At 65.6% G+C, this 25644-nt stretch carries 8 protein-coding genes; 3 read left to right on the forward strand and 5 right to left on the reverse strand.

Annotated elements, in window-relative coordinates; genetic code table 11:
- Positions 1-20: 20 nt before the first annotated feature.
- Both EO136_RS16505 and EO136_RS16510 read left to right on the forward strand, forming a co-directional pair.
- The gene (locus tag EO136_RS16505) at positions 21-18977 is read left to right on the forward strand and encodes a leukotoxin LktA family filamentous adhesin (RefSeq protein ID WP_164730655.1); all 18957 of its coding nucleotides are present in this window, start codon (positions 21-23) and stop codon (positions 18975-18977) included.
- 14 nt (positions 18978-18991) lie between these two features.
- The gene (locus EO136_RS16510) at positions 18992-20725 is read left to right on the forward strand and encodes a ShlB/FhaC/HecB family hemolysin secretion/activation protein (RefSeq protein WP_127145487.1); all 1734 of its coding nucleotides are present in this window, start codon (positions 18992-18994) and stop codon (positions 20723-20725) included.
- Positions 20726-20784: 59 nt separating this feature from the next.
- Here EO136_RS16510 and EO136_RS16515 read toward each other — a convergent pair whose 3' ends face one another.
- The 5 genes from EO136_RS16515 to EO136_RS16535 form a co-directional block, all read right to left on the reverse strand.
- Positions 20785-21603, reverse strand: coding sequence for an ABC transporter ATP-binding protein (locus EO136_RS16515; RefSeq protein ID WP_127145488.1), 819 nt, complete (start codon positions 21601-21603; stop codon positions 20785-20787).
- Positions 21600-22646 carry an ABC transporter substrate-binding protein gene (locus tag EO136_RS16520; protein ID WP_246018428.1) on the reverse strand — a complete coding sequence of 349 codons (1047 nt, stop codon included), beginning with the start codon at positions 22644-22646 and terminating at the stop codon, positions 21600-21602. The genes EO136_RS16515 and EO136_RS16520 overlap by 4 nt, the downstream gene beginning before the upstream one ends.
- Positions 22647-22657: 11 nt before the next feature.
- The gene (locus EO136_RS16525; RefSeq protein ID WP_127145489.1) at positions 22658-23398 is read right to left on the reverse strand and encodes an ABC transporter permease; all 741 of its coding nucleotides are present in this window, start codon (positions 23396-23398) and stop codon (positions 22658-22660) included.
- A 34-nt stretch (positions 23399-23432) separates the two neighbouring features.
- Entirely contained in the window at positions 23433-24731 is a 1299-nt protein-coding gene (locus tag EO136_RS16530; RefSeq protein ID WP_127145490.1) for a PQQ-dependent sugar dehydrogenase, read from the reverse strand.
- A gap of 70 nt (positions 24732-24801) precedes the next feature.
- A complete protein-coding gene (locus tag EO136_RS16535; RefSeq protein ID WP_127145491.1) occupies positions 24802-24984 on the reverse strand; it encodes a DUF3008 family protein in 183 nt (60 codons plus the stop codon).
- Between the two features lie 173 nt (positions 24985-25157).
- Here EO136_RS16535 and EO136_RS16540 point away from each other — a divergent pair, with 173 nt between their 5' ends.
- Positions 25158-25625: an MgtC/SapB family protein gene (locus EO136_RS16540; RefSeq protein ID WP_127145492.1), complete on the forward strand. Its 468-nt coding sequence runs from the start codon at positions 25158-25160 to the stop codon at positions 25623-25625.
- The last annotated feature ends 19 nt before the right edge of the window (positions 25626-25644 follow it).

Below are 25644 nucleotides of genomic sequence, written 5' to 3' on the forward strand. Positions count from 1 at the left end.
GCGTTCTCAGAGCCGGCCTGATGGCAGGGCCCAGCCCGGTCGTTCTCGGTCTGGTCGCCGGCATGGCCATGGCGACTGGCAGTTATGGCCAGGCGGTCAATCTCGGCGGAGGGATGAACAACATCCTGGCTGACGGGCGGACGCAGACCACCGTCAGCACCCAGGGCAACCACACAACCGTCACCACCAACACGGTGGCGGGCAAGACCGGCTTTAATTCGTTCTCCGATTTCCAGCAGGCCGCCGGCACGCGGGTCGATCTGTTCGTGCCCGACCAGGCGAACAACCTTGTCAACATCGTGCGCAACGGGCCCGTGGTCATCGATGGTCTGCTCAATTCCTACAAGAACGGCGAAATCGGCGGGAACGTCTTCTTCTCGAGCTCGCAGGGTTTCATCCTTGGCGCGAACGGCGTCGTCAATGTCGGCGCGCTGACCGTCAATACCCCTACCTCCGAGTTCCTCGAAGGCGTCATCAGCGAGGATGGCGTCATCGACAATCACGCCGTCGACCTGCTGATGACAGGCGCCATCCCCATCTCGAACGATGGCATCATCTCCATTTCCGGTACGATCAATGCGCGCGACGGCATAACCCTGCAGGGCAAGAGCGTCAGCCTGCATGGGGGTAGCGTTCAGCTCGACGGCACCGAGATCAGTCACCGCGAGAAGTTCGACGCGACCGTGAACACCGGCGGAATGGCCGAAGGCGCCGCGCTGGTGTCCCATGGCGGGTCGATCTCGATCGTCGCCGAAGGCAGCGCGCGCGTCGGCGGCACGATCAACGCAGGCGCGTCCGGCTCGGGCAGGGGTGGCTCGGTCTCTGTCCGGACGGGCGGAGATATCGTCGTCGGCGAGGCGGCCGATATCAGCGCCGACGGCGCGGGTGAGAACGGCGAGGGCGGCCTTATCGAGTTCATCGCCGGCGACACCATCGTGGCCATGGACGAGGCGCGCTTCAGCGCGCGCGGGGCGGGTCTGGGCGATGGCGGCTTCGTCGAGCTTTCCGGCGCGACTGCGCTCATCGGCGGGATTACGGTCGACCTGGGGTCCGACGCCGGATCCGCGGGCACTCTGCTGTTCGATCCCTGGGACCTTTACATCGGCGACAGCGTCTCTGAATCCAGTCAGTCCGACGACTACAGCGCCACCCCAAACATCGTCACGGGTGGCGCCAACGTCATCCTGCAGGCCGACAATTCGATCACGGTGCTCTCGGGTGGGCTGATCGACACCAGAAATGGGACCGGCAATGCCGGGTCGATCACCCTCGAGGCCGGCTCGATTACCATCGGTGACGGGGCACAATTGCTCGCTTCGTCCAACGGCACCGGCGCGGCTGGCGACATCACGCTCAGGGCCACACGCACCGACGGCACGACCGCCGCGATCATCATCGGCAGCACCGGCGGCACGGCGCCCATCATATCGGGCGCCGATATCAGCTTTCTTGCCAGCTCGACGCGCCAGAGTGGGATCGCTCTGGTCGACATCGCTTCCGCGACAGCGTCGGTCACTGTCAATTCCGGGCAGATCAGTGCGACCGGGCAGTTCAAGGCCGACGCCACTGCATCGATCGATTCCAGCCTCGGAAATCTTCCGCTCGGGGTCATCACAGCCGATGTCGACGCCACCGTGCGCATCGGCGGCCAGGCGTCTATCAGCGCAGCCAGTGCCGCGCTCAATGCCTCCTCCAGTGCCACGATCGTCATCGAGACCGCGTCCCTCGCACCGGACAATTCCGCCGCAGACGGAGCGGTGGCGGTCAGCGTCATCGCGAGCACGGCAGAAGTCGAAGTGGCCGGCAGCGCCGAACTGGACATCACCGGCCTTCTGGATATGTCGGCCACCAATGTGGTCGAAGCAACGGTCTCGGCCGAGCCGGACGAAGTCGCGTTCGGTGCGTCGGTCGCTGTCAGCGTCATCGACGCCGACACCATCGTCACCATCGGGGGCAATGCCGACATCTCCGCCGGCAGTGTCAGCCTCGACGCGGACACCTCCACGATGGCGACGGTCACTGCAGCCGCAGCAGCGGGCGGCGCCAGCGAGCCCCAGGGCGGTAGCGAAACGGCGAGCTACCTCGACCAGTATGGCGACAACGCCCAGACCAGCGATGGCGGCGTCTCGGTCGTCGGCGCGTTCGCGGTATCCGATCTCAATTCCACGACCCTTGTCCAACTCACTTCGACCCAGGCGCTGGACGCGACGGGCGCGGTCACTCTGGAAAGCCTGTCGACCAACGGTGCGACGATCACTGCGGATGGATCGGCCGTCGACTCCGATATCGGCGTGGGCGTCGCCCTGGGCATCAATCTTGGCCATGTGGGCAACGACATCGTCATCAGTCAGGCGATCGACGCCGCCAGCCTGTCCGCCAACGCGGCGATGAGCGGATCGGGCGTCAACACCTTCTCGACCACCACCAGCTCCGGCGCAGGGGCCGGCTCGGTCGGTATCGCCGGCGCCTTTTCGATCAACCTCATCGACACCCAGGCGTCCGCGGTCATCTCCGAGGGCGTTGCGGTCAACCTTGCGGGCGGTGATGCATCGCTTTCGGCGGACAACCAGACCAACATCACCGCCAGCGCTACCCCTTCGGGTGAGGATGGCGGCGGAGCAACCGGTGATACGGTCGGCATCGGCGCGTCGGTCGCCATCAATATTCTCGCCAACCGCTCGGTCACCGAACTCCAGAACGGTGCCACGCTTGCAGGCGCCCAGGATGTGAGCCTGTCGGCTTCGGGCGCTCATGAGAGCGAGGCCGAAGCCATTGCCGGCTCGTCCGGCGGGATTTCGATCACGCCCTCTCTGGGGCTCTCGCTGATCACCAACACCGCAACGGCGCGGCTTGGAACCGGCAGCACGCTCACGACGTCGGGCGACGTCACGCTCAGCGCCATCCAGCAGTCCACCACAAGCACTACGGCGTCGGGCAAGGCTGCCGGCGGGGTCGCGGTCGGCGCGGCGCTGGCACTTTCGCTGATCGATGATGTGGTCGAGGCGACCACGGCGCGAAATGTGAATGCGGGCGGCGACGTTCGCTTCGTTGCCGCCGGCGCATCCCACGCCACGCTTGTGGCCGAGGCCGGGGCCACAGGTGCGCCCGCCGAAGACCAAGAAGAAGGCGGCGAGGGTGGAGAAGAATCTTCCGTCGACAGCCAGGTGTCGGGCCAGTTCGATTCCGCCACAGCGCGCCAGAGCGACGCCGGGGTCGGCAGCAGCGAGCAGCAGGACGCGACCGCCGATGCCGTCGCCGACGAAGAGGGCCGCTCGGCCTCGACGTCCGAAGGTCAGGTGTCCGTCGCGGCGGCGGTAGCCATCAACGTTCAGAAAGCCCAGGTCAGTGCCGGGGTGCCCGATAACGTCGCCATCACTTCGGCCGGCTCACTGACGCTTGAAGCGATCGGCAACACCGACGGCAAGCTCGACGCCGACGGCTCCGCAGTAGGTGACGGGACGAGCCAGGACAACGCCATCGGCGTCGGCGTGGCGGTTTCGGTCAACCACGTGCGTGCGTCGACCATCGCCCGGCTCGGCAGCGCCACCCATACGCTGGGCGGACTCAATGTCCGCGCACTCTCGCTCGATATCGCCGAGTGGCGCTCCGACAGCGCCACCACCGAAACCCACACCGATACGTTCGAGGCCTTCGCGGCTTCGGGCGCCGGTGCATCGAGCGTCGGCATCGCCGGCGCGCTGGGGCTCAACCTCATCGATGCCGAATCTTCTGCGACCATCGCGCCCAACGCGGTGGTCAACCTCACGGGCTCGGGCTCGGTTGCGCTATTGGCCGATGCACGCACCAGCACCACGGCCAAGGCATTGCCCGCCGGCGCGGACGATGAGGGCGAAGGCGGCGGCGCGACCGGTGGTTCGGTGGGCATCGGCGCCTCGGTCGCCATCAACATCGTGGCCAACCGGGCCGTGGCCGATATCGGCGATGGAGCCGTTCTCAACGATGCCGGCGATATCTCGCTGGACGCTGCGGGCACCCATGAGGCGGGGACCGAAGCCGAGGCGGGTTCGGCCGGCGGCGTTGCCATCACGCCCGTGCTCGCGCTCTCGCTCATCAACAACACCGCGACGGCGCGCCTAGGGACGGGCGATCTGCTCGACATGTCGGGCGCCCTGTCGGTTTCCGCATCCCAGAGTTCCACGGTCACCACCTCAGCCTCTGGCAAGGCGGCTGGCGGCTCGGCGGCCATCGGCGCCGCTCTCGCTCTGGCGCTGGTCGACGATGTCGTCGTGGCCACAACCCTGCGCTCGGTTGACGCGGGCGGCTCGATTGCGATCTCAGCGGAGGGCACGTCTGCCGGCACGCTCACAGCCGAAGCCAGCGCCAGCGGCGCTGCCGAGACCGATGACGAAGGCAATTCCCAGGACGGCGAAACGGTCGATGACAACGTCACCGGCCAGATGCAGTTCGGCTCGTCTCGCCAGTCCAACGCGAACGTCGGCAGCAGCGACCAGAAGGCCGCGACCAGCACGGCCGCCAATGACGAGCAAGGCCGCTCGGCGAAGTCGGAGGAGGGCAAGGTTTCCGTGGCCGCAGCAGTTGCGGTCAACGTCACCAATTCGGCCGTGTCCGCATCCGTCAGCGGCGTCAACCTCGCCGCCGGGGGCGCGCTGTCGCTCACGAGCGTCGGCTCGTCCTCGGGCAGCGCCACCTCCGATGGCTCTGCCACCGACTCCCAGATCGGCATCGGCGTTGCCGTTTCGGTCAACGTGGTCGACGCCACCAACACCGCTCTTCTGGGCGCGGGCACCCATTCGGGCAATGGCGTCACCGTCTCGGCCACCCAGGGCACCGATCCCGACACCTACCTCACCAGCGCCAGCTCGGGGGCGGGCGGCTCGAAAGTCGGCATCGCCGGCGCGCTGGCGCTCAATCTGATCGATGTCTCCACATCGGCCCGCATCGACGGCACAGCGACAGTTTCTGCCGGCTCGGGCGCAACGGCCATAATGGCCAGCCGCGAGATCGATTCCACGGCCCAGGCCCTGCCCAGCGGGGACGGCACCAGCGGGGGCAAGGTCGGCATCGGGGCGTCCGTTGCCCTCAATCTCATGGATGTCTCGACCGTCGCCGAACTGGCCGACGGCGCTACGCTCACCGATGGTGCGGGCCTCGCGGTCTCAGCGACCACCGGTCTGTCCACCACCACTACGGCCCAGGCCGGCGCATCGGGCGGCATTGCCATCGATGCGGTTGTTGCGCTTGCCCAGCTCGACACCACTACCACCGCGCGCGCCGGGACCGGCAATGACCTGGCCATGGGCAGCGGGGCGGTTTCCGTCAATGCCACCTCGACCGGAGCGCACAAGGCCAGCGCCGATGGCGCGGTCAAGGCCGGCAATGTGGGTGTGGGCGCTGCCGCGGCGGTCATCATCGGCGGCGGCGCCCAGGACGGCGCGCTTGCCAATACCTCGATCACCACGGCCACCCTTGCGCGTAACGTCACGGCTGGCTCGCTCGAGATCGACGCATCGTCGACACGCACCTATGAGGCTGAAGCCACGGCAACGGCAGGCGGCGGCAAATCGGATTCCTCCGATTCCGACAAGCCCGCGGGCAACTCAACGTCCACCAACACCCTCGCCCAGACCGAGGACTACCAGCGCGGCACGGACCAGGCCGCCGCCAACAACGATGGCACATCCGGGTCCGGTTCGGGCTCGGGAACCTCGGGCAGCAAGGTTCAGGTCGCCGCAGCCGTAGGCGTCGCCGCCTCCCAGGACGTCGTAAGCGCAACTCTGGCCGGCGGGCTTACCATTACGCTCACCGATGCCCTTTCGGTCACCGCCGGCAACACCGTCGACGTGGCGACCGTGGGGTCCGGCCAGGCCGGGCAATTCGGCGGCACGTCCAACGCTCAGGTCGGCGTTGGCATCGGCGTCGGGCTCGGCATCATCAACAACACCACGACCGCCTCGATCGGCAACGGGACCAATGTGGCCGATGCGGGCAGCGTCGCTGTGGGCACCACGACCCGCGAGAATACCAGCGCCGAGTTCACCGACCGGCTGACCGCGCGCGCCATCGCCGGCGCATCGTCCTCCAAGGTCAGCGTAGCCGGGGCCATTGCGGTCGGCATCTCGCTCTCGAGCTCGTCGGCCTCGGTTGGCGATGACGTCGTGATCTCCTCTGACGGTGCAGTTTCGGTCACCACCGACAACCAGAGCCAGCTCGGCGCAAAGGCCATGGCCGCGGCCTATACCAGCGGCAGTGTCGGGGTGGGGGCTTCCATCGCGACCGTTGTCTCCGAGCGCAGCCAGTCCGCCTCCATCGGCGCGGGCGCCACTATCAACGGCTCGGACGTTTCGGTCACCTCGATAAACCGCAAGGTCGACGGTGCCTTCCAGTTCGAGATGCCCACCTCGGTTGACGAGGAAGGGCTCGACGGGCTCAAGGATCAGTTGACGGAAGGCGCGCTTCTGGGCGCCAGCAATTACTACGCCGAGGCCATGGGCGGTGCGGCGGCCCCCAGCGGGGTTGCCATTCAGGGCTCGTTCGCCGTCATGGTGTTCTCCGATGAGGTGACCGCAACCATCGGTGAGAGCGAGGCGAGCACCGCCCAGACCGATATCACTGCCACCGGCGCCCTGACGCTCGACGCATCCAGTGATTTCACCGCACGCGCGCTTTCGGGCGGCATCGCCGTCGGCAGCAGCGTCGGGGTCGGCATTTCGGCCACCGTCATCGTCGGGTCGGGCGAAACGCGCGCCGTCATGGCGGGAAACACCAGCGTTCTGGATTCCGCCTCGGTTGCCATCGGGGCCACGGCCTCCCAGGATTATGAAGCTTATGGCGTCTCCGCTGCCGGAGCCTCCACGGCGGGGGTGGCCGGTGTCGCCGCCGTCATCACGTCCGAGAACACCGCCGAAGCCCTTGTAAAGGTTGGCGCTGAGATCGTCTCCGATGGGGACGTGACCCTGAGCGCCGCCAATGATTTCGCCAGCTTCGCGCTCGCGGGCGGCGCTGCCGCCGGCGGCACGGCCGGCATCGGCGCAGCCGGCGCGGTGGTCGTTGTCGACAACATCACCCGGGCGGCACTGGCGGACGGAACGTCTGCGTCCGACGCGGTGACGATCGATGCGGCAGGCGCGGTAGCGCTCACCGCGGCCTCGACTCAGTCGGCCACCACCATCGCCGCAGCGGGCGGCGCTGCGGGCACTGCGGGCGTTGGCGCCGGCGGCGCGGTCTATGTGCTCGGCACCGTCACCGAGGCCCTCGTTGGCAACCATGCCCAGATCGGTCAGACCACGCGCGTGGGCAGCCTCGAACTCGCGGCGTCCGACGGGACCGACCTGACGACCGTTTCGGGCGCCTTCGGTGGCGGGGGAACCGCCGGCGTGGGCGCTGCCGCTGCGGTGGGCGTCGCCAGCAAGGCGACCACCGCGCGCATCGGCACGGGTGCCGATGTCGCGGCCGGTGAGGTCGGCGTTCTGGCCGATAACCTCATCACGGCCACCACTCTGGGCATCGGCGTCGGGGTCGGCGGAACGGCGGGCGTGGCCGGCGCGGTCGGGGTCTTTTCGATTGGCGACACCACACTTGCAACCATCGATAGCAACGCCGTGGTCCATGCCACCGACAACGTCGCCGTTGTGGCACTCAATGGCACCTCGCTTGATACCATCAGCGGCGGAGCCGGCATTGGCGGAACGGCTGGCGTGGGCGCCTCGGTGGGTGTCACGCTGATTGATACCACCACCTATGCGACCATCGCATCGAACGCTGATGTCACCGCCCTTGGCCAGGGCGCCGCGCGCCAGTACCGCTCGGGATATAACGGCACGTTCGGCGCCTATGGCGGCGACGATGACATCAACGGGCCAGACCTTGATAATTTCGAAGTCGATTGGGCCTCGGGCGATGGCGATGCGCCGTTGACCTCGAACGACGCGATGGCCGCCGGCTTCGATCTTCTGTCCAAGAAGCGCACATCGACCCCCGTTACCCAGAGCGCCCGTGGCGTCATCGTCAATGCGGGCGCCTCCACCGAAATCCGCTCCATGGCGGTGGCCGGCGCTGTTGGTGGTGCGGCCGGCGTTGCGCTTTCTGCCGATGTGCCGGTCATCAACACCGACACCCGGGCGCGCATCATGGATGGCGCCCAGATCAACCAGGGCACAGGCGCGGCCAACAGCGGGCAGTCCGTCGTCGTGGCCGCCGCCAGCGATCTTTACCATTTCGGCCTTGCCGGTTCGGCGGCGGGCGGCGGCGCCGCTGGCGTCGGTGGCGGCGCAGCCATTTCCATTGGCACCGTCACCACCGCGGCGAGCATCGGCAATGCCGATGTGGATGCCGAAAGCGATGTGGCGGTCACGGCCCGTGCGCGAGAGGACTTCATGTCCACCGCAGCGGCGGGCGCGGTTGGCGGGTATGCGGGCGTCGCTGGTGGTGTCACCACCATCGTGCTCGACACCACCACGACAGCGACCCTCGGCGGTACGGTCATTGCAGGTGGCAATGTCGACGTCATCGCCGACGATCGCACCCGGGTTTCCACCCTGGCCGGCTCCATCGGCCTGTCAGGCGCCGTGGGCGTTGGTGCGTCCATCGGCGTGATCAAGATGGACAAGACCGTCACCTCGGCCATCGCCAACAACGCAGTGGTCACCGCTCTTGGCGGGGCGGACCGCTCTGTCTACACCGGCGACAGTTTCTCGGCGACGCGCCAGGCCACCGGTCTGAACGTTCTCGCCAATTCCAATCAGTCCGTCTTCACCCTGGCGGTCGCAGGCGGTGGCGGCCTGTTCGTGGGTGTGGCCGGCGCCATCACCGTCAGCCTGTTCGACGTCGCGTCCACAGCCTCGATCGGGGCGGGCGCCGTGATCAACGGTGACAATACCGGTGCGGACGAGGACCAGGATGTGGTCGTCGTCGGACGGGACAGCACCTCCACGCTCGTGATCGACGGCGGTGTCGCCGGCGGTGCGGTCGGGGTGGCGGGCGCCGTCGATGTCGCCGTGTTCCGCAACTCGTCGTCGGGCACAATCGGCGACGGCGCCACGGTCAATGCCGCGCGCAACGTCACCGTGGCGGGTCTGTCCAATAAGGCCACCAGCTCCACCGCCGTCAGTGCGGCGGGCGGACTGGTCGGCGTCGCCGCCGGCATTTCGATCTACAATTTCGGCAACGGGGCCTCCAATGATGGGGAGGGATCCCAGGAGATCACCAACGCCACGGAGGATGGCGACACCAATCTCGAATCGATCACCGGCATGGCCGACGAGCAGATGCGGGACGGCAAGGCCAACGAACTGCTTTCGGAATCCGACAATGCGGATGTCCGCTCCATTAGCCAGGAAGCGCAGACCAGGCGCGCTGCGCTCGACTTCACCGGCGCGGTCAGCGGCGGCACGCCGGGCGGCACCTCTGCCACGATCGGTTCGGCCACCATTGATGCGGGCGGCACGACGAGCGCCCTCACCGTCGATGATCTCGATGCGCGCTTTACCGTCGGGGCCATTGCCGGCGGCGTGGTCGGGGTTGGGGCCGGCGTCGGGGTGGTTACGGTGGACACCACCAATATCGCCCGCATTGTCGGGGGCAACATCAGCGGCGGTGGCGTCAATGTCCACGCCGCCACCGACCATACCATCGGTGGCCTGGCAATCGCCGGCTCGCTCGGCTTTGCCGCTGCGGTATCCGCCGACGTGGCGGTGCTTCGCAACATGGCCCAGACCCGCGCCACGATCTCGGGCGCGACCATCGATGTCGATGGCGATGTGGCGGTCAACGCTGACAGCACCCGCGTGCTCGATGCCGAAGGCTATGCGGCCTCGATCTCTGGTGCGGCGGCAGTCGGCGTTTCGGTTTCCACTGCGGCGATAGGCGGTGTGGTCGAGGCTGGCATTGCCACCACCACGATCGTGGATTCGGCCAGCGTCGACGTGGGCACGGACTCCCGCGACTCGGCCACGGCCGAAGCGACGGCCGCGGCCGGCGGCATCGGCCTGGCGCTTCAGGGCTCGGTCTCGCTCGCGTCGATCACCACCAGCGTCTCCGGCGCCATCACCGGCTCCGATATCACCTCCTCGGGCCTTATCGCGCTCGACAGCCAGGCGCGGCAGGCCGCATCGTCGGACTCATGGGGTCTGGCACTCGGGGGGCTCGTCGCCGCCGGCGCATCGATCGCCGATGCCAGGGTAACAGTCTCCAACGCGGCAACGGTCACCAATACCGATCTCGATGGCGGGGCCATTGCCATCGGCTCCACGCTCGGTCCCGTCTCGGGCTCGCACACCGCTCAGGCTTCTGCCACCGGCTCCTCGGGCGCCTTCGTCGGCGTTACCGCGACCCAGGCCAATGCCTACACCACAGCCTCCTCCAACACCTTGGTCACGGGCAGCGATCTTCTCTCCAGCGGTGCTATCGACGTCACCGCCGACTTGGCCACCAGCCAGGATGCGGAAGCGATCGGCAAGGCCTTCGGCGTGGTTGCGGTGGGCGACAACATCTCACGCGCGCGGTCCACTACCACGACGACCGCCATCGTGCGGGACATGGATCGCCTGTCCGGCGGTTCGGTGGCGATCGCGGCCACCGGCGAAGATGCCAACAATGCCGATGCCGAAGCGGGCAGCGGCGGCGTGGTGGCGGGCACCGCATCGCGGGCCGAGACCAGCGCGACCAGCTCCACGCGGGCCGCGGCCCAGACGACCGCGCCCTCGGATGCATATACAATCGTGGCCAATGGTGAGTTCAGCGTCATCGCCGATCACACGGCCCTGTTCGGCGGCAAGGTCGACAGCACCTCGGCCGCCGCGGTCGGCGCCAGTGGCGCGCGGCTGGTCCACACCGTCAATTCAACGGTCGATGCCCATCTGGGCAACAACGCGACCGTGAGGGCGGGCGACTTCACGCTCCGCGCTCTCAATCGCACACATAATTTCTTCCTCGGAGAGGGGGCGTTCGGCCTCTATCCCGGCTCGGCGGCCCACAGCTTCAATTCCGACACTGCCGGCTGGAACCTCGATTCCGGTTCAGGCGGCTTCGTGGATGCACCGGCGGGCACGATAGCGGTCAATATCGGGCACGACACCAACGCCACCATCGGCGCGAACGCCGATATTCATCTGCTGGGCAAGGCCGAAGGCGTCAATGCTCTCGATGTCGAGGCCTATAACGAAGTCATCGCGCATCAGAAGGCCAAGCTCGACTCCGGCGGGGCGGTCGCCATCGCCTCCACCGAGATTCTCATCAACGCCAATGTCGACGCCAATGTCGCAATCGGCAACCAGAGCGATGTCATCGTCGATATCGGCGATATCCGCATGGCCGCCTGGGGCCAGGCCGATCTCGAAGCCCGCGCCGTGGCCACCACGTCCGGCCTCGCCGGAGCACCCTCGGGCAAGGCCTACACCCTGTACACCGGGCACAACAGCCTGAACGTCGGTGAGAATGTGCGGCTGCAGGCCTCTGACGGCATCACGCCGCTCGATGGGTCCATCCCGACGAATGGAACGGTCTCGCTCGGCGCCGGCGCAGGGCTGGACGGACGTGAAGCGGGACTGCGCTTCCGCACCACCGTCGACCTCTTCAACAATACGGCGATCCCGATCGACTCCAAGCCCGATGCGCAGGTCGTGGTGACCAACACCTCGAACCTTGCCGTGGAAGCGTCCCAGGGCACGCACCCGATCGATGGCGCCAATTACGGCGTGCTGGCGGCCGGGGACATCACGTTGCGGGCAATGGGCGGCAACATCACGTCCTCGGCTGTCGGCATCGGCAAGAACATCTACCTCGAAGCGCTGAGCGAAGTTGCAAGCGCCATCTCCAACGCCTTTGGAGGCGGAGATGTGACCTTCGAGATTCACGGCGGATCGACGTCGATAAACGATGTGGGCACGGTCCGCGTCGACGGGCTGGTGGCCACCGGCCTGCAACGGCATAAATCGCTCGTCATCTCCTATGCCACTCAGGACATTACCGGTGCCGGCGGCGTCGTCCTCTGCGATGTCCTGACGGAAATGTGCATCGCGGTGCCGGTGGACGGCCAGATTGGATACGAAGTCACCGGCCCGTATGCGGTCGGAACCGACATCCTCAACCGCCTGATCGAGCTGCGCAATCTCTTGATCCAGTACGGTGACGACCCGGTCGCCGCCGGTGCGTATCGCAACGAGATCAACTTCCTTGAACGCAAGCTGGCCGCGCTCGGTCTGGGCTCGTATGTCGATGGCGTCTTCGAGCCCGGCCAATATGTCGGGCCGTCGCCGCGCCAGGCGCTTCTGGATGAAGCCGATGGCATCCAGACCAACATCACCACGGTCAAGCTCGGCCTGCTCGAAGCCACCGGTGGTGTGGTATCTGCCGATTTCGACGAGTGGGGTTCGGCCATCGGGGCGTTCTTTAGCTCCAACGCCGACTACGGCTTTGATCCCAATGTCGAACAGGCCAAGACCCTTATCCAGGGATTGAGCAACTATTCGGAATTCACGAGGGCGCCAACCGACGAAAATCCGAACGAGGCATACAACGCCAACATCGTGACCTGGCTGAGCAATGCCAGCACTGCAGCCGACAATGCGGGGACCGCCGCCGCCCAAGTCGCCAGCCTGACTGGCACCATCATAGACTTGCAGACCGATGTGGCAGCCCTGACCGTTGAAATCCAGGACCTGCAAACGCAGTTGGCCGAGGCTCAGGTCAACAATCCCTCCTCTGCCGCAGGTATCCTTCAGGATATCGCGGACAAGCGCTCCAGCATCGATACCAAGCTGGGACAGATTGCCACCAACAATGGCTTGGCAAACTCCAACGCTGCCACGGCCCGGACCCAGGCGGCAAGCGCCTACAGCAATCTTGTGAGTGCTTACGACGCGTTGACGCCAGAGGGTGAGGGCGTGAGCGACACGCAGTATGCCAACCTTTTCGATGATGCGTTCGATCCAGAAAACAGTCAGTACGGTGGGCGATTGACCCGACTCAACCGCGCGATAAGTGGCTTCACCTATAGCGCGATTATCGATCCCGACCTTCCAGATCAGACACCCGAGAACATCACACAGCCAGGCCTCACCACGCTGGCATCCAACATCACGGCCTATGCCGGTCAAGCCGCCACGAAGATCACAACACTGACCGGCAATGACGACGACTCGCTGACCGACTTCATAACCACGCTCACCAGCTTGACGAACGATTACGCGACCAAGATCATTGCCGCCGCCAGCGCAGCCAACACCTCGGGCACCCCCGAAACCTTCGCGATCGACGTGGAGAACACGGCGGCACGCCTTGGCAATGTCAGCGTGGTGGCCGATCGTCTGGTGGGCGAGGGGGCGCTGGTTGCACCGGGCGATGCGTCCATTTCGATCGTCAACAACACGGCCAACACCCTGCGGCTGGGTAATCTGCTCATGCCGACCTACGATGCCGGCCGCGTTCGGTTCAATGGCGTCATCGTCAATTCCGTCGAGCAGATCAACGACCTCAATCCGACCGGAACTGCTGCTGCGTTCGAAACGGTGGAAACGGCCAACACTTCGAGCCGCCCCGTCGTCTCGATCGTCTCAAACTACAATCCGGAATCGCTGACCTCCTACAATTCATCGAGCGATCTACGCCACCTCAATACCCGGCAGATCGCGCCCGATATCATCCTCACATCGGGCTCGGTGATTTCCAATCTTGATGGCGCGGTCGAGATCACCAGCGCGGCGGGCAACATCTACATCAATGGCGAAATTCTCGCCGGTTCGCTGTCCATTCTCGCCAAGAACGGCGATTTCGTTTCCTCCTATGTGAACGGATTCGAGCACATCGGCGGGGATCCCGCGAGCTTCAACATCCCGACCAATTGGCAGGAGGCCGGGCGCGGCATCATCGTCAACGGCGCGGTGTCGATCTCGGCGCGGTACCTCAACATCAACTCGACCATCCAGAGCGGAATTGCCAACTGGAGCGTCAATCTGGGCGACAATCCGACCCTGACGGCCAACACGCCGGGCACTATCGGAATCACGCAGAACCAGATCGATGCGGCGATCGCGCAATATCAGTCCGATATCCTCGACGCTTACACCAATCCGTCGCTGACGCCGTCCACGCGGCTGGAAATCGTCAATGACAACGGCCAGACGATCGTCCTCAACATGGCTCCTGCGGGCCTTGATGAAACCGAGCTGAGAAACGCTGTCACCGATTACCTCACCAAGGTGGAAACGGCTCAGAACGCGAGTGCCCAGCTTCCCGACCCGGTCTATACGATCGGTGGCAAGCAGATGAACATTAAGGATCTGCTGTCGCCGGAGGCGGAAGGCCGGGTCGAGTTCACCATCGCTCAGGCCCAGGCCTACGTGAACGCCGCCGGCGGCGACGGGATCTACACGGTCTTTGATGCGTCGAGCGACCTTGGCGTGTCCTATGATGCGGCCCAGAACAGGTATGTCGTCGATGGGACCACGGTGCGGGGTGGTTACATCCAGCTCTACGGCCAGATCATGAACACCGCTTCGAGTGGGGGCCAGCTCAACGTTCTGGACGGCTTCGGCACCATCGACATCACCAACACCAGCGACATTGCCGTCGTCCTCCAGACGCTCAATGCCGGCGACGACCCCACAGGAAACGGTCGCGGCACGCAAGGCGTCATCGAGATCACCGATGTGGTTGGCGTGGATACGTCCAACCCGGAGCATCCACGCGTCGATGTGGTCTTCACCCGATATACAAGGGACTACAATCCAGCTGTCGGTGGCAGCGGCCAGGTGCAGATGGTCTCACACGCCGGTTTCATTGACAATCTGACGGGCAATATCCTGTCCAGCGACGACGAAACGACGATCGTTAACGCGTCGAGTCTTTACGCCCTCACTGGCAATGTGACGAACTCCACTTCAGGTCGGTCCACAACCTACGACCCCACCGAGAACCAGCGCTACGTATGGACGACGGGCGAGTACATCTCCAACACGACCCGCTTCAAGATCAAGCAGACCCAGCTCTTCGGCTCGTCGTCACTGACCATCAGTGAGAATACGCAATTCGACAGCGTCGATGGCCCCCATGTTCTGGACTCCTACAGGCTGTCGGACGGGACCTATGTGACGGTGGATGAGACCTCCATTGGCGATGCCTACATCATTCAGACCGCCAGCGGCATTCTGCTGTTCCCAGACTATGTGTATGAGGACAACGCCAATCTTTCCGGCACCGCTGACACCAGCTCGACCGATGCGTATTTCACCGCAGACAGCGATACCTCGCCCACCGAGACGGGCCGCAAGCGCGACTGCAACTGGTGGACCCTGTGTATCGCGTCAAAGGTCACTATCAGTTACAAGATCGATCAGAAATACACGATCATCACCACCAATTCGCTCAAGGCCGACAACCCGATTGCCATCAACTTCATCGGTTCGGACACCGGTGCCGTGACCGTGGAATCGGTCGGTGATGTGGTCCTGACCAACAACGTCAATGCCACTGCTGGGTCGGTCAGCATCGCCAGCTCTGGCGGTTCGGTCATCCGCGGCAATCTCAACGCCCAGATCCGCGCGCGTGATATCGATCTCGAGGCGGCCGATTCCGTGGGCGGGGTCACCAACCCGTTCGACGTCTCCGCTCCTGTCAACGCTTCGGTCGCAGTCGACCTTACCGGCGGTGGCGCGCTCCGCGCCGTGGCCGGCAGTGGCTCGGTTCTCGTGGACGCCCGCGGCGCCGTGGCGGTCGATGAGATCACGGCCGGCGGCGATGTCATGGACGGCAAGGGACGCGTGGTCCTCACAGCCAATGGCTCGATCAGCGCCGCCGACAGCGCGTCCTTTATCCAGGCCGGTCGCGTGGTGCTGACCTCGGTCAGCGGCTCCATCGGCTCGGTCGAAGATGGTGAACTCCTCACCGTCAACACCGGTTTCGACGCCTATGACCGCGAGTTCGGCGATCCGGACATCGACACCGATCTCAACCGCAACCCCTGGTACGGGCTCAGCGCCACGGCGTCTGGCGATATCGGCATCCAGTCCGAAAGCTGGGATGGTAACGATGTGGGCACCATGCTGGTGGATCGCGTCGTCTCGCTGGGCGGCGATGTCCGGCTCGCGGCGGAAGGCTGGATCCTCGACAACAACCCCGTCGAGGCTATCGACTCCCGGACATACGCCCAATTGCTAGACTACTGGAACGAGCTTGGCCTTGTTGAGGGCGAAAACAACGCCGCCAAGCAGGAAGCGACGGTCACCGCCTTCGAAACCTCGCGCGAACAGGCCTACGATCAGTATTGGCAGATCCGCCAGACCCAGGCCGATGGCGGCGCCGCCTACAATCCGGATTTCGCGGTCACGCTGGAAACGGACTCGCGCCAGTACAAGGCCCTTGCAGCGCAATATGAGTCCGTGGTCCGGGGCGATAATCCCGACTTTGACGACACCGAGGTCGGCAATGCTGTCGCCGCGCTGATCGCCGACTACGAGGACGACCAGACCAACCGCTATCACGATCTCAACGGCCAGGTCGGCGATCTCACCACCGCCTATGATGCCGACTTCACTTATGACGCGTCCCCCGACGAGATGGACGAACTGACCCGCGGCGCGACCTGGAGTGAAAAGCAGCTTGCCTTCTCGCTCTCCGCCGGGGCGCTCAAGACGGTCACCTCGACAAATCCGGTGGTCAAGGATGCCAACGTCTCCGGCCGCACGGTCACGGTCGAGGCCGGCCTGGGCGTCGGCGAAACGGTGGGTGCGGGCACCACCAATATCGGGGTCACCATCCCCGGCAACATCGACCCCGCCGATCTGACCATCGCCCAGCGCGTGGCCCTGGCCTCCGCCGAGCGCTCGGATCTGGAGCTGGTCGTTCAGTTCGGCGAATCGGAAGTCGTCATTCCGCTGGGCACCGATTATGTGGACATGACCACCGACGAGCAGGCTGCGTTCGACGCGGCGGTCGCGGGAGATATCCTTTCGGCGGACATGACCATCCGTGTGCTCTCCAAGCGGCCGCTGAACTTTGCAGCCGCCGAGGACATCAACATCATCGTTGATGAGACCGCACTCGACACCAGCGGTCTCGATCGGGGCACTATCCACGTGGCCTCGCGCGGCGATGCGCGGCTGGGCACCATCACCGCGCCGGGCGAAACCCGCATCAGGGTTCTGGGCACCATCATCAACGCGACCTCGGGCAGTGCGGTTAACACGGGCAATCTGGTGCTCGAAGCCGCGCAGGGTGGTATCGGCGCTGGAACGAATCCGTTCACCTCGGACCCTTACGCGCCACTCCAGCTCGCGCTGCGCGATGGGGCCACCTTCACGGCGCGTGCCCAGAACGGTATCGATGTCGAGTTCACCGGTGATGCCCTGATCGATACGGTCTATTCGCCGGGCGACATCAGGCTGGTCTCCGATGGTGATCTGCTCAATGCCAACAACGACCTGCTCATCAACGTCCTCGGCACCGACGTGGTGCTCGATGCCGGCGGCGCGATCGGCACCACCGCCCACGCGCTCAACGTCGGCAACACGATCGGCGGCGGGATCACCGCCACGGCCACCGGGCTCATCAATCTCTTCGGCTCGGCCGGGCGCGAGTTCCGCATCGTCGAGGCGACCTCCCAGACCGGGGCGATCACGTTGACCTCCGGGCTCGAGGGCATCATAGACGGGACGGTCACCGCGTCGGGCCAGATTTCGATCGCCGGCGGCACCCGCTTCGTGGTTTCCAGCGTGGGTATCGTTCAGTCCACGACGGGCAACATCGTGGTCGATGCCCAATCGTTCAAGATGATTGATGGCGCGACGATGACGGCGCTCACGGGCCGCATCGATATCACAACCGACGGCGATGCGCAGATCACCGCGCTGTGGAGCGGCAGCGATGAGGCGAACGCGGTGGCCGTTGTCGCCGGCGGCTCGATCTTTGCCGGCAATCTTGAGGATCGCGTCGACATCGATGCCATGGAAGAAGGCGCCGGTGTGGTGCTCGAGGCCGGCGGCGGCATCGGGGATCGCACCCAGGCCAATGCCGATTGGCAGGATCGCCAGGGAGACGAGCCGGGCTCGGCCAACCTCATCACCGACGTGCCCAACCCGCTGCGCATCCGCACCAACACGCTCGATGTGGCAGCAGGGGATTCGATCTACCTCGAGACCCTCACACAGATCATGGATGCCACCATCGTCTCGGATGCCGGCGACATCTATCTTTGGGGTTCGGACTCCTTCTTCGGCACGCTGGTTTCAGCGATCCAGGGCCATGTCATGTTCGACATCCAGGGTGATCTCACCCTCGAGCAACTCAAGGCCCGCACTTTCGAGCTCAGTGCCCGGGGCCGGCTGAGCCTGCCCGATGTCGAGGTGGCCGAAGAGGCGATCCTGCGTGCGGGCATCATCGAGGATGTCATGATCACCCAGGTTCCCGCACGCCCGCCGCGGCTCAGGCTCTCGCTCACCGGCTATGCCGGCGAGGTCGGTCAATCGGCCAGCCTATATGTCGATGCCCCGGCGGGTATCGAGATCGATCAGCTGTACTTCTATGAGACCGACCTGCGGACATCGGCCCGCTTCGTCTCGATTGCCGACGCGTTCGTGCCGGGCGCACTGGAGCTGACCACGCCGCTCCAGACGCTGGTCTTCGAAAACCGTTCGCCGCGTCCGCTCCCGGGCAACAATGTCCAGATGTACCAGCCCGATTTCGCCTTCAGCCTCGATCTCGACGACTACCGCACAACGACCAATGCCTATGTCGTGCAATACGATGTGACCGCCGAGGTGGTGAACCTGCTCGATACGCTGCCCTTCCCGGGCGCCAGCCTTGTGCGTGACACCATCCGGTCCATGTACAGGAACGGCGAGCTGATCGCCGGCGAACTCTTCACCATCCTCGTGATCAACGAGGAGGGCGAAGAAGATGAGCTGGAGATCGAACTGGACGGCAACCAACTCATCATTGATGGTGTGGCCTATCCCGTCACGATGTTCGGGATCGGCCCCATGGTCAATCTCGCGGCGGCGGAATAAAGGGCATCGGGCGCATGCAGGACGCATACAAGGGGGACGCTGTGACGCTGAACGGGGCATGGGAAACGCGGAAGGTCAAGTCCGGGCTTCGGGGCATGGGTGCACGCCTCTGGCATCTGGCGGTTGCCGGGCTGTTTGTCATGCTTTTCGGGTTCGCTGCGTCCGGTCCGGCCCAGGCGCAGCCTCAGCAACCCGACGCTGCGACCCGGGCGGCGCAGCAGGCCCAGGAGCGGGCGCAGGAACTGGGCCAGCAGGGCAATGTCGAGCAGCAGGGCGAGGCCGTCATCACCGATCCTGTGCCCCGCGCCGATCTCCCCCCCCCGGGCGGGGCGACGGTAACCTTGGTGGGTGTTCGGTTCGAACCGGATTCGGCCTTCCTGTCCGAGGCTGAACTTGCCGCGCTCGCACAGCCCTATGTCGGCCGACCGATCGATTTTTCGGGCATCGCCAACCTCGTGCGCGACGTCAACGATATCTACGCCGAGCGCGGCATTGTCACCGCCAGCGCCATTCTCCCGCCCCAGAATCTCGACTCGGGCATTTTGCGGGTTCAACTCGTGGAGGGGCGGCTGGGCAGTCTCGCCGTCGTGGGCGAACGCCGGACCTCCAACGATTACATCCTGCAGCGCATCCGGGTTGCCAATGAGGACGGGGTGGTCGATATCCCGACTGCCTCCGAGGACATCAATTATTTCAACCGCACCAGCATCGCCCAGTTGCGCATGCTGCTCCAGCCCGGTGCGACGTTCGGACTGACCGATCTGGCCATCGGTGTCTCCGAGCCCCCGCGCAATCAGCTCGTCGCCTTTCTGGACAATCAGGGCGTGGAGTCCACCGGGCACGTCGTAGGCGGCATCAGTTGGCGCCATTATGGTATGTTCGGGATCGACGACAACCTTCTGGTCTTTGCCAGCGCGTCCCAGGGCAGCATCGCGGGCACGGTCAATTACGATCTTCCGGTCAGCACCTTCGGCACCCGGCTCGCGCTCGGCACCACGCTTTCGGGCACCCGCGTCATCGACGGGCCCACAGAGGAACTCGACGTCACCGGAGCCTCGAGCGCCTTTACCGGCACCCTGTCCCAGACACTGATCGCTGACACCCACTGGTCACTTTCGGCCACCGCATCGGTATCGCGGGGCTATTCGGAATCCGCGCTCGGCCTCGTAGGCATCGTGGATACCCGCACGGACCGCATCGCGCTCGGCTTTCCGATCACCTATTCGGACGAAAGCAAGGCGTTCACCGTCCAGCCCCAGATCGTTTTCGCGGACATCGAGGACCGGATTGCTGAAAGCTCGCGCCAGGCCACGCTGTTTGCCGGCAGTCTCTCGGGCTATGTCGACCTTACCGACGAGATCAGCGTCCAGGCCCGCGGCTCCTGGCAATACACCGAGGAGCAACTGCTGCCGGGCAATCTTCTCTTCCAGGTGGGGGGCCCCACTACGGTGCGCGGTTATCCCGCCGAGGGCGTTGGAGGGGACAGCGGATATTTGGTACAGGCCGAACTCCACTGGGACATGAATGAGCACGTACGTGGCCTCGGCACATTCGTCTTTGCCGATCTGGGTGAAGTATTCTCCACCTTCCCCGAACGCACCACGCTGTTCTCCACCGGGCTCGGGTTCACCTATGCATTCGAGGATCGCGCCAGCCTTGAGGTGGCTGCGGGCATCCCCCTGATTGATGCCATCGCCGATCAGTCCGATTTTGCCGTCATGGCGCGGTTGACGGCGCGCATCTACTGATCCGGGTCGTCCCGATCCGGGGTTGAGCTCAAGTCGGCGGTCTCTTTGTCGGTTTCCGTCTACCGGTCCCGACCGTAAAATTCCGATCCGGGGTCGGACATCACCATCTCGCGCATGGCCTCGGCCAGATGCGTGCGCATGCGACCATAGTCCGCACTGCCGAAAAACGCCGCGCCCCGACGCGGGCGCGGCAGGTCGATCTCGAGCGTTTCCGATACCCGCCCGGGCCGGGGGCTCATCAGCACGACGGTGTCGGAGAGCGTGATCGCCTCGTCCACGCTGTGGGTCACAAACAGCACCGCCGCCCCCGTGCGCTGCCAGAGCGCCGTCAACTCGCCCTGCATCAGCTCGCGCGAGTGGGCGTCGAGACTGGCGAACGGCTCGTCCATCAGCAACAACTTGGGTTCGCAGGCCAGCGCCCGGGCCAGCGCCACGCGCTGGCGCATGCCCCCCGAAAGCGCGCCGGGATGGGCATCGCCAAACCCGCCCATGCCCACCCGGTCGAGCCAGTCGCGGGCCCGTGCGCGGCGCTCGGGGGCAGCCAGCCCGGTGCTGCGCAGCGCAAACTCCACATTGCCCAGCGCAGAAGCCCAGGGCAGCAGGCGATAGGACTGGAACACGAACCCTATGTCCGGGCCCGGCCGGGGCGGGGCGCCGAACACCTCGACGGACCCGGCATCGGGCGTCAACAGCCCGTCGGCCAGTCGCAGCAGCGTGGTCTTCCCGCACCCCGAGGGGCCGAGCAGCGTCGTGAACCCGCCTTGGGGCACCGACAGGCTCACATCGCGCAGCGCCAGTGTCGGCGCGCGCCCTGCCGGACTCGCAAAGGACTTGCTCACGTGAGAAAGGACGAGCGCCGCGCGCCCGGTGGCGCTCATCGGTTCGGCTCGTCTCCACCCGGCGCGGTACCCAACCGGTCGAGCACTGCATCGACGGCGGAAAAATCCACCCATTGGTCCAGCGTCGGCATCTCGGCATCCGCGAAATCCTCGGTCCCGGCCAGCCAGTCCCCGGTGAAGGCCAGCGCCTGGGCATCGAGCCCGCCATTGACCATCCACGCGCCCGCAAAGGCATCGGCCAGCGTCCCGAAATCCTCTGGCCCCAGCTCTCCGCCATAGGGTGCCATCGCCTCGATCCAGAGGTCCGGATCGGCCGCGAAATCGCGGGAAACGGCAACCAGCGCGGCAGTCACCGCTTCCACCTCATCGCGTCGGTCCTCCAGCACCGTCCGGGGCACCACATTGACCTTGTTGACCACGGGCGCGGCGGCGAAATAGGCGTCGGGGTCCACCAAAACCTCCATCCCCGTCTTGTCGGGCAGAGACAGCCACACCCCGATCGAGACGGTCGTCGCGTCGATCCGGCCGGCGGCCAGCGCCTGCGCGCGCACCGCGGGCTGGCCCAGCGCAACGATCTCCATGGCATCGGGGTCGGCGCCCAGCGACGAGAGCACGCGCGTGCTCAGCGAATGGTCGAGGCTCCCCAGCCGGCCCACCCCGAAGCTGGCGCCGGCCAGTTTGGCCACCGATCCGAAGTCGTCGCGCGCGGCAATGAGAAAGGGCAGGGAGGTGTTGGGCGATCCGACGGCGACGAGGCTGTCGTCCCCCTGGGCATGACGCAGCAGCAGCGCGTCCACCCCGATATTGGCCATCTCGCCCTGGCCCGCCTGCAACGCCGCCAGCGCCGAAGGCGTCTGCTGCACGCGCACCAGCTCCACCTCGACGCCCTCGCGCTCGAAATAGCCAAGCTCGAGCGCCAGATCCATCACCGAATTGGGCACCAGCGGCGGCTCGAGATGGGTCACGATCAGCCGGAACGGCTCTGCCGCCGCGGCCCCCGGCATCAGCGCCAGCCCCAATGTCAGGCCCACGAGCGCCAGCCGTCTACAGCGCTCGGGGAGGGGAAGGGTCGTCATGGCCATCGCGGCTCTCCTCATGGGTGCGGACGCCAGCGGTCCAGCCGGCTTTCGATCAGTCGCAGCCCTTCTGTCACCACAACCCCGATCGCTGCAAGGCACAGCACGATCACGAAATATTCTGCCATGCGGAAGGTGTTGCCATAAAGCGCCAGCAGCCCGCCCAGCCCGGAGACGGCGGTATAGAGCTCGGCCACCACCGTGTTGATCAGCCCCACCGTCGCGCCCAGCCGTAATCCGGCGACGATGAAGGGGACGGCCCCCGGCAGCACGATCTCGAGAAGGATGCGCCGGCCTGGCGCGCCCACTGAGCGCCCCATCTCGATCAACTCGGCATCGGCGGCCTTTACGCCCGAATAGGTGGTGATGAGCACCGGCATCACCGCGCCCAGAAACACGATGAACACCTTGGCCTCGAGCCCCAGGCCCAGGAGCACGATGATCAGCGGAATGAACGCCACGCGCGGGGTCGCCGCCAGCGCAAAGGCATAGATGTCCAGCGTCCGGCCCAGGGGCGCGATCATCCCCATGGCGACGCCCGAGGCAATGCCGACCACTGCCGCGATGGCAAAGCCCGAGAGATAGACCGCAAGGCTTTCGGCCAGCGCTTCGGCCAGCCGGCCATCCCCGATCATTTCGAGCGCGGCAGCCAGCGTGTCGCCGGGGGTGGGGATCAGATTGCGCCCCACCGCCTGCGCGCCGACCATCCAGAGCAGAACGAGAAGGGCCAGAAATCCCAGCCGGTAGAGCGCGATCATGGGGCCGCGCCCCACCTTTTCCGTGCGCGAGGCCTCAGGCAGGGCTCACCCGCCAGATGACGTCGCCCACATCGTCGGCCATCAGCAGCGCGTTGTCCGGCGCCACCGCCACACCGACCGGGCGGCCATAGGCGTGCTTTTCGTCCGGGGACAGGAACCCGGTCAGTACGTCCTGCAGCGGTCCGGCGGGCTTGCCGTCGGCAAACGGCACGAAGGCGAGCTTGTAGCCCGAGAGCACCGAGCGGTTCCACGAGCCGTGCTGGCCGATCGCCATGCCCGTGCCCATCCCGGGCAGAACGCCCTCGGGCACCCAGCACAGCCCCAGCGATGCAGTGTGCCCGCCCAGTGCGAAATCGGGGGTGATGGCGCGCGCGACCAGCGCGCTGTCCTGCTTCACACGATCGTCCACGATCCGGTCCCAGTAGCAGAACGGCCAGCCGTAGAACCCGCCATCCTGGACCGAGGTGAGGTAGTCGGGCGGGGTCTCGTCGCCCAGCCCGTCGCGCTCGTTGACCACGGTCCACAGCGTCTCCCGATCCGGGCCCCACGCCATGCCCACCGGATTGCGCAGCCCGCCGGCAAAGATGCGCGTGGTCTCGGTCGCCAGGTCGATCTCGTGGATCGCGGCGCGGCCCTCTTCCTTGGCCATGCCGTTCTCGTCGATATTGCCCAGCGAGCCCACGGCCACGTAAAGCTTGGTCTGGTCCGCGCTCACGATCAGGTTGCGCGTCCAGTGCCCGCCCGTCTCGTAATGGGAAATCTGCCTTCCCTTGGCGGTGATCTTGGTCTGCCCTTCCTCATAGGGGAAGGCGACGACGCCGTCGGTGTTGCCCACATAGAGCGTCGAGCCCACCAGCGCCATGCCGTAGGGCTGGCTCAGCCCGGTCAGGAAATCCTCGCGGATTTCGGCCACCCCGTCGCCATCGGCGTCGCGCAGGAGCGTGATGCGGTTGGCGCTCTCGCCGACCGCGCGGGCCCGCTTCATCGTCGCGTACTGGGCGAAGTCGAAGGGCGATTTGATGTCGCCCTTGAGCCCGCACGATTCGGCCACCAGCACGTCGCCATTGGGCAGGGTGTAAATCTGGCGCGGATGGTCGAGCCCGCGCGCAAAGGCGTTCACCTTCAAGCCGCTGGCCGCCACCGGCGTGTGGTCGCCTTCCCAGCCCTTGGCGGTCGGCATCTTGAGCGTGGGGACGGACTGTTCCTTGGCATCGGGAATCTTTGGCGCCGAGCCGCGGGCCTGTTCAGGCGTCTTGCCGTCCCAGCGGCGCAAAAGGATCGCGCCCGCTCCGATCGCCGCAACAGCCCTGCCAACCAAACCCGTCAAGCTCATGGATAATCCCCTTTTTCGGTTGGCCACAAACTAGCCCAACCCGCCGCCGGGGGAAACCGTCAATCGCCGCTCAATCCTTGTGCTCGGGCTTGCCCTTGCGGTCGGTCGAAGCCATTTCGTCGAGCTCCTTCTCGCTCATGGACTCGTACATCTGCTTGGAGGCGCCCTGCAGGTCCTTGACCTTGGTGTCGCCGCGCTTGGCCGACAGCGCCGCGCCGGCGGCCTTCTGCTGGGCTTTCGATTGTGCCTTCATCGCCTGGGTTTCCTTTCCCGGTTCCAGATCAGCGCTTCCCAGGAGAGGAAACGCTTTGAGCCACAACGCGGCTGTGCCCGATCGGTTCGCGCCCGCGTCCGCTTGCGCCGCGCTTGGAACCGGGCCGCATTGCCCCGCGTTGCAAGCGATCATTACCTTGGGGAGCGCGCCACATGACCGATACCGAGATCGTCATCAGGCTGTTGATCGCAACCGGCGGGGGCATGCTTCTTGGGCTCGACCGTGAAGTGCGCGGAATATCCGCGGGCATTCGGACCCACGGAATGGTGGGGCTGAGTTCTGCCGCCATCGTGGTTTCGGCCATGCTGCTCTATGAAACCCTCCAGGCCGGGCCGGGCGGTATAGCGGTCGATCCATTGCGCGTGGTCCAGGGGCTGGCCCAGGCAATCGGGTTCATCGCGGCGGGCACCATTTTTTTTGCCAAGGGCGACGTTCACAACCTCACCTCCGCAGCCAACATCTGGCTCGCCGCGGCGTTGGGCATCATCGCCGGAGCGGGCCAGTACGTGCTCTTTGTGGCCACCCTGATCCTCGGGGTGGTGCTGATCTCCGGCGTCCGGGTGATCGAGCGCTTTCTGCCCTTCGGCACCAAGGCCAGAAGGACCCGGTCGGACGACTGAAACGCGTTCGGAACCATTC

It is taken from the genome of Pelagibacterium montanilacus (assembly GCF_003992665.1).
Lineage (GTDB): Bacteria > Pseudomonadota > Alphaproteobacteria > Rhizobiales > Devosiaceae > Pelagibacterium > Pelagibacterium montanilacus.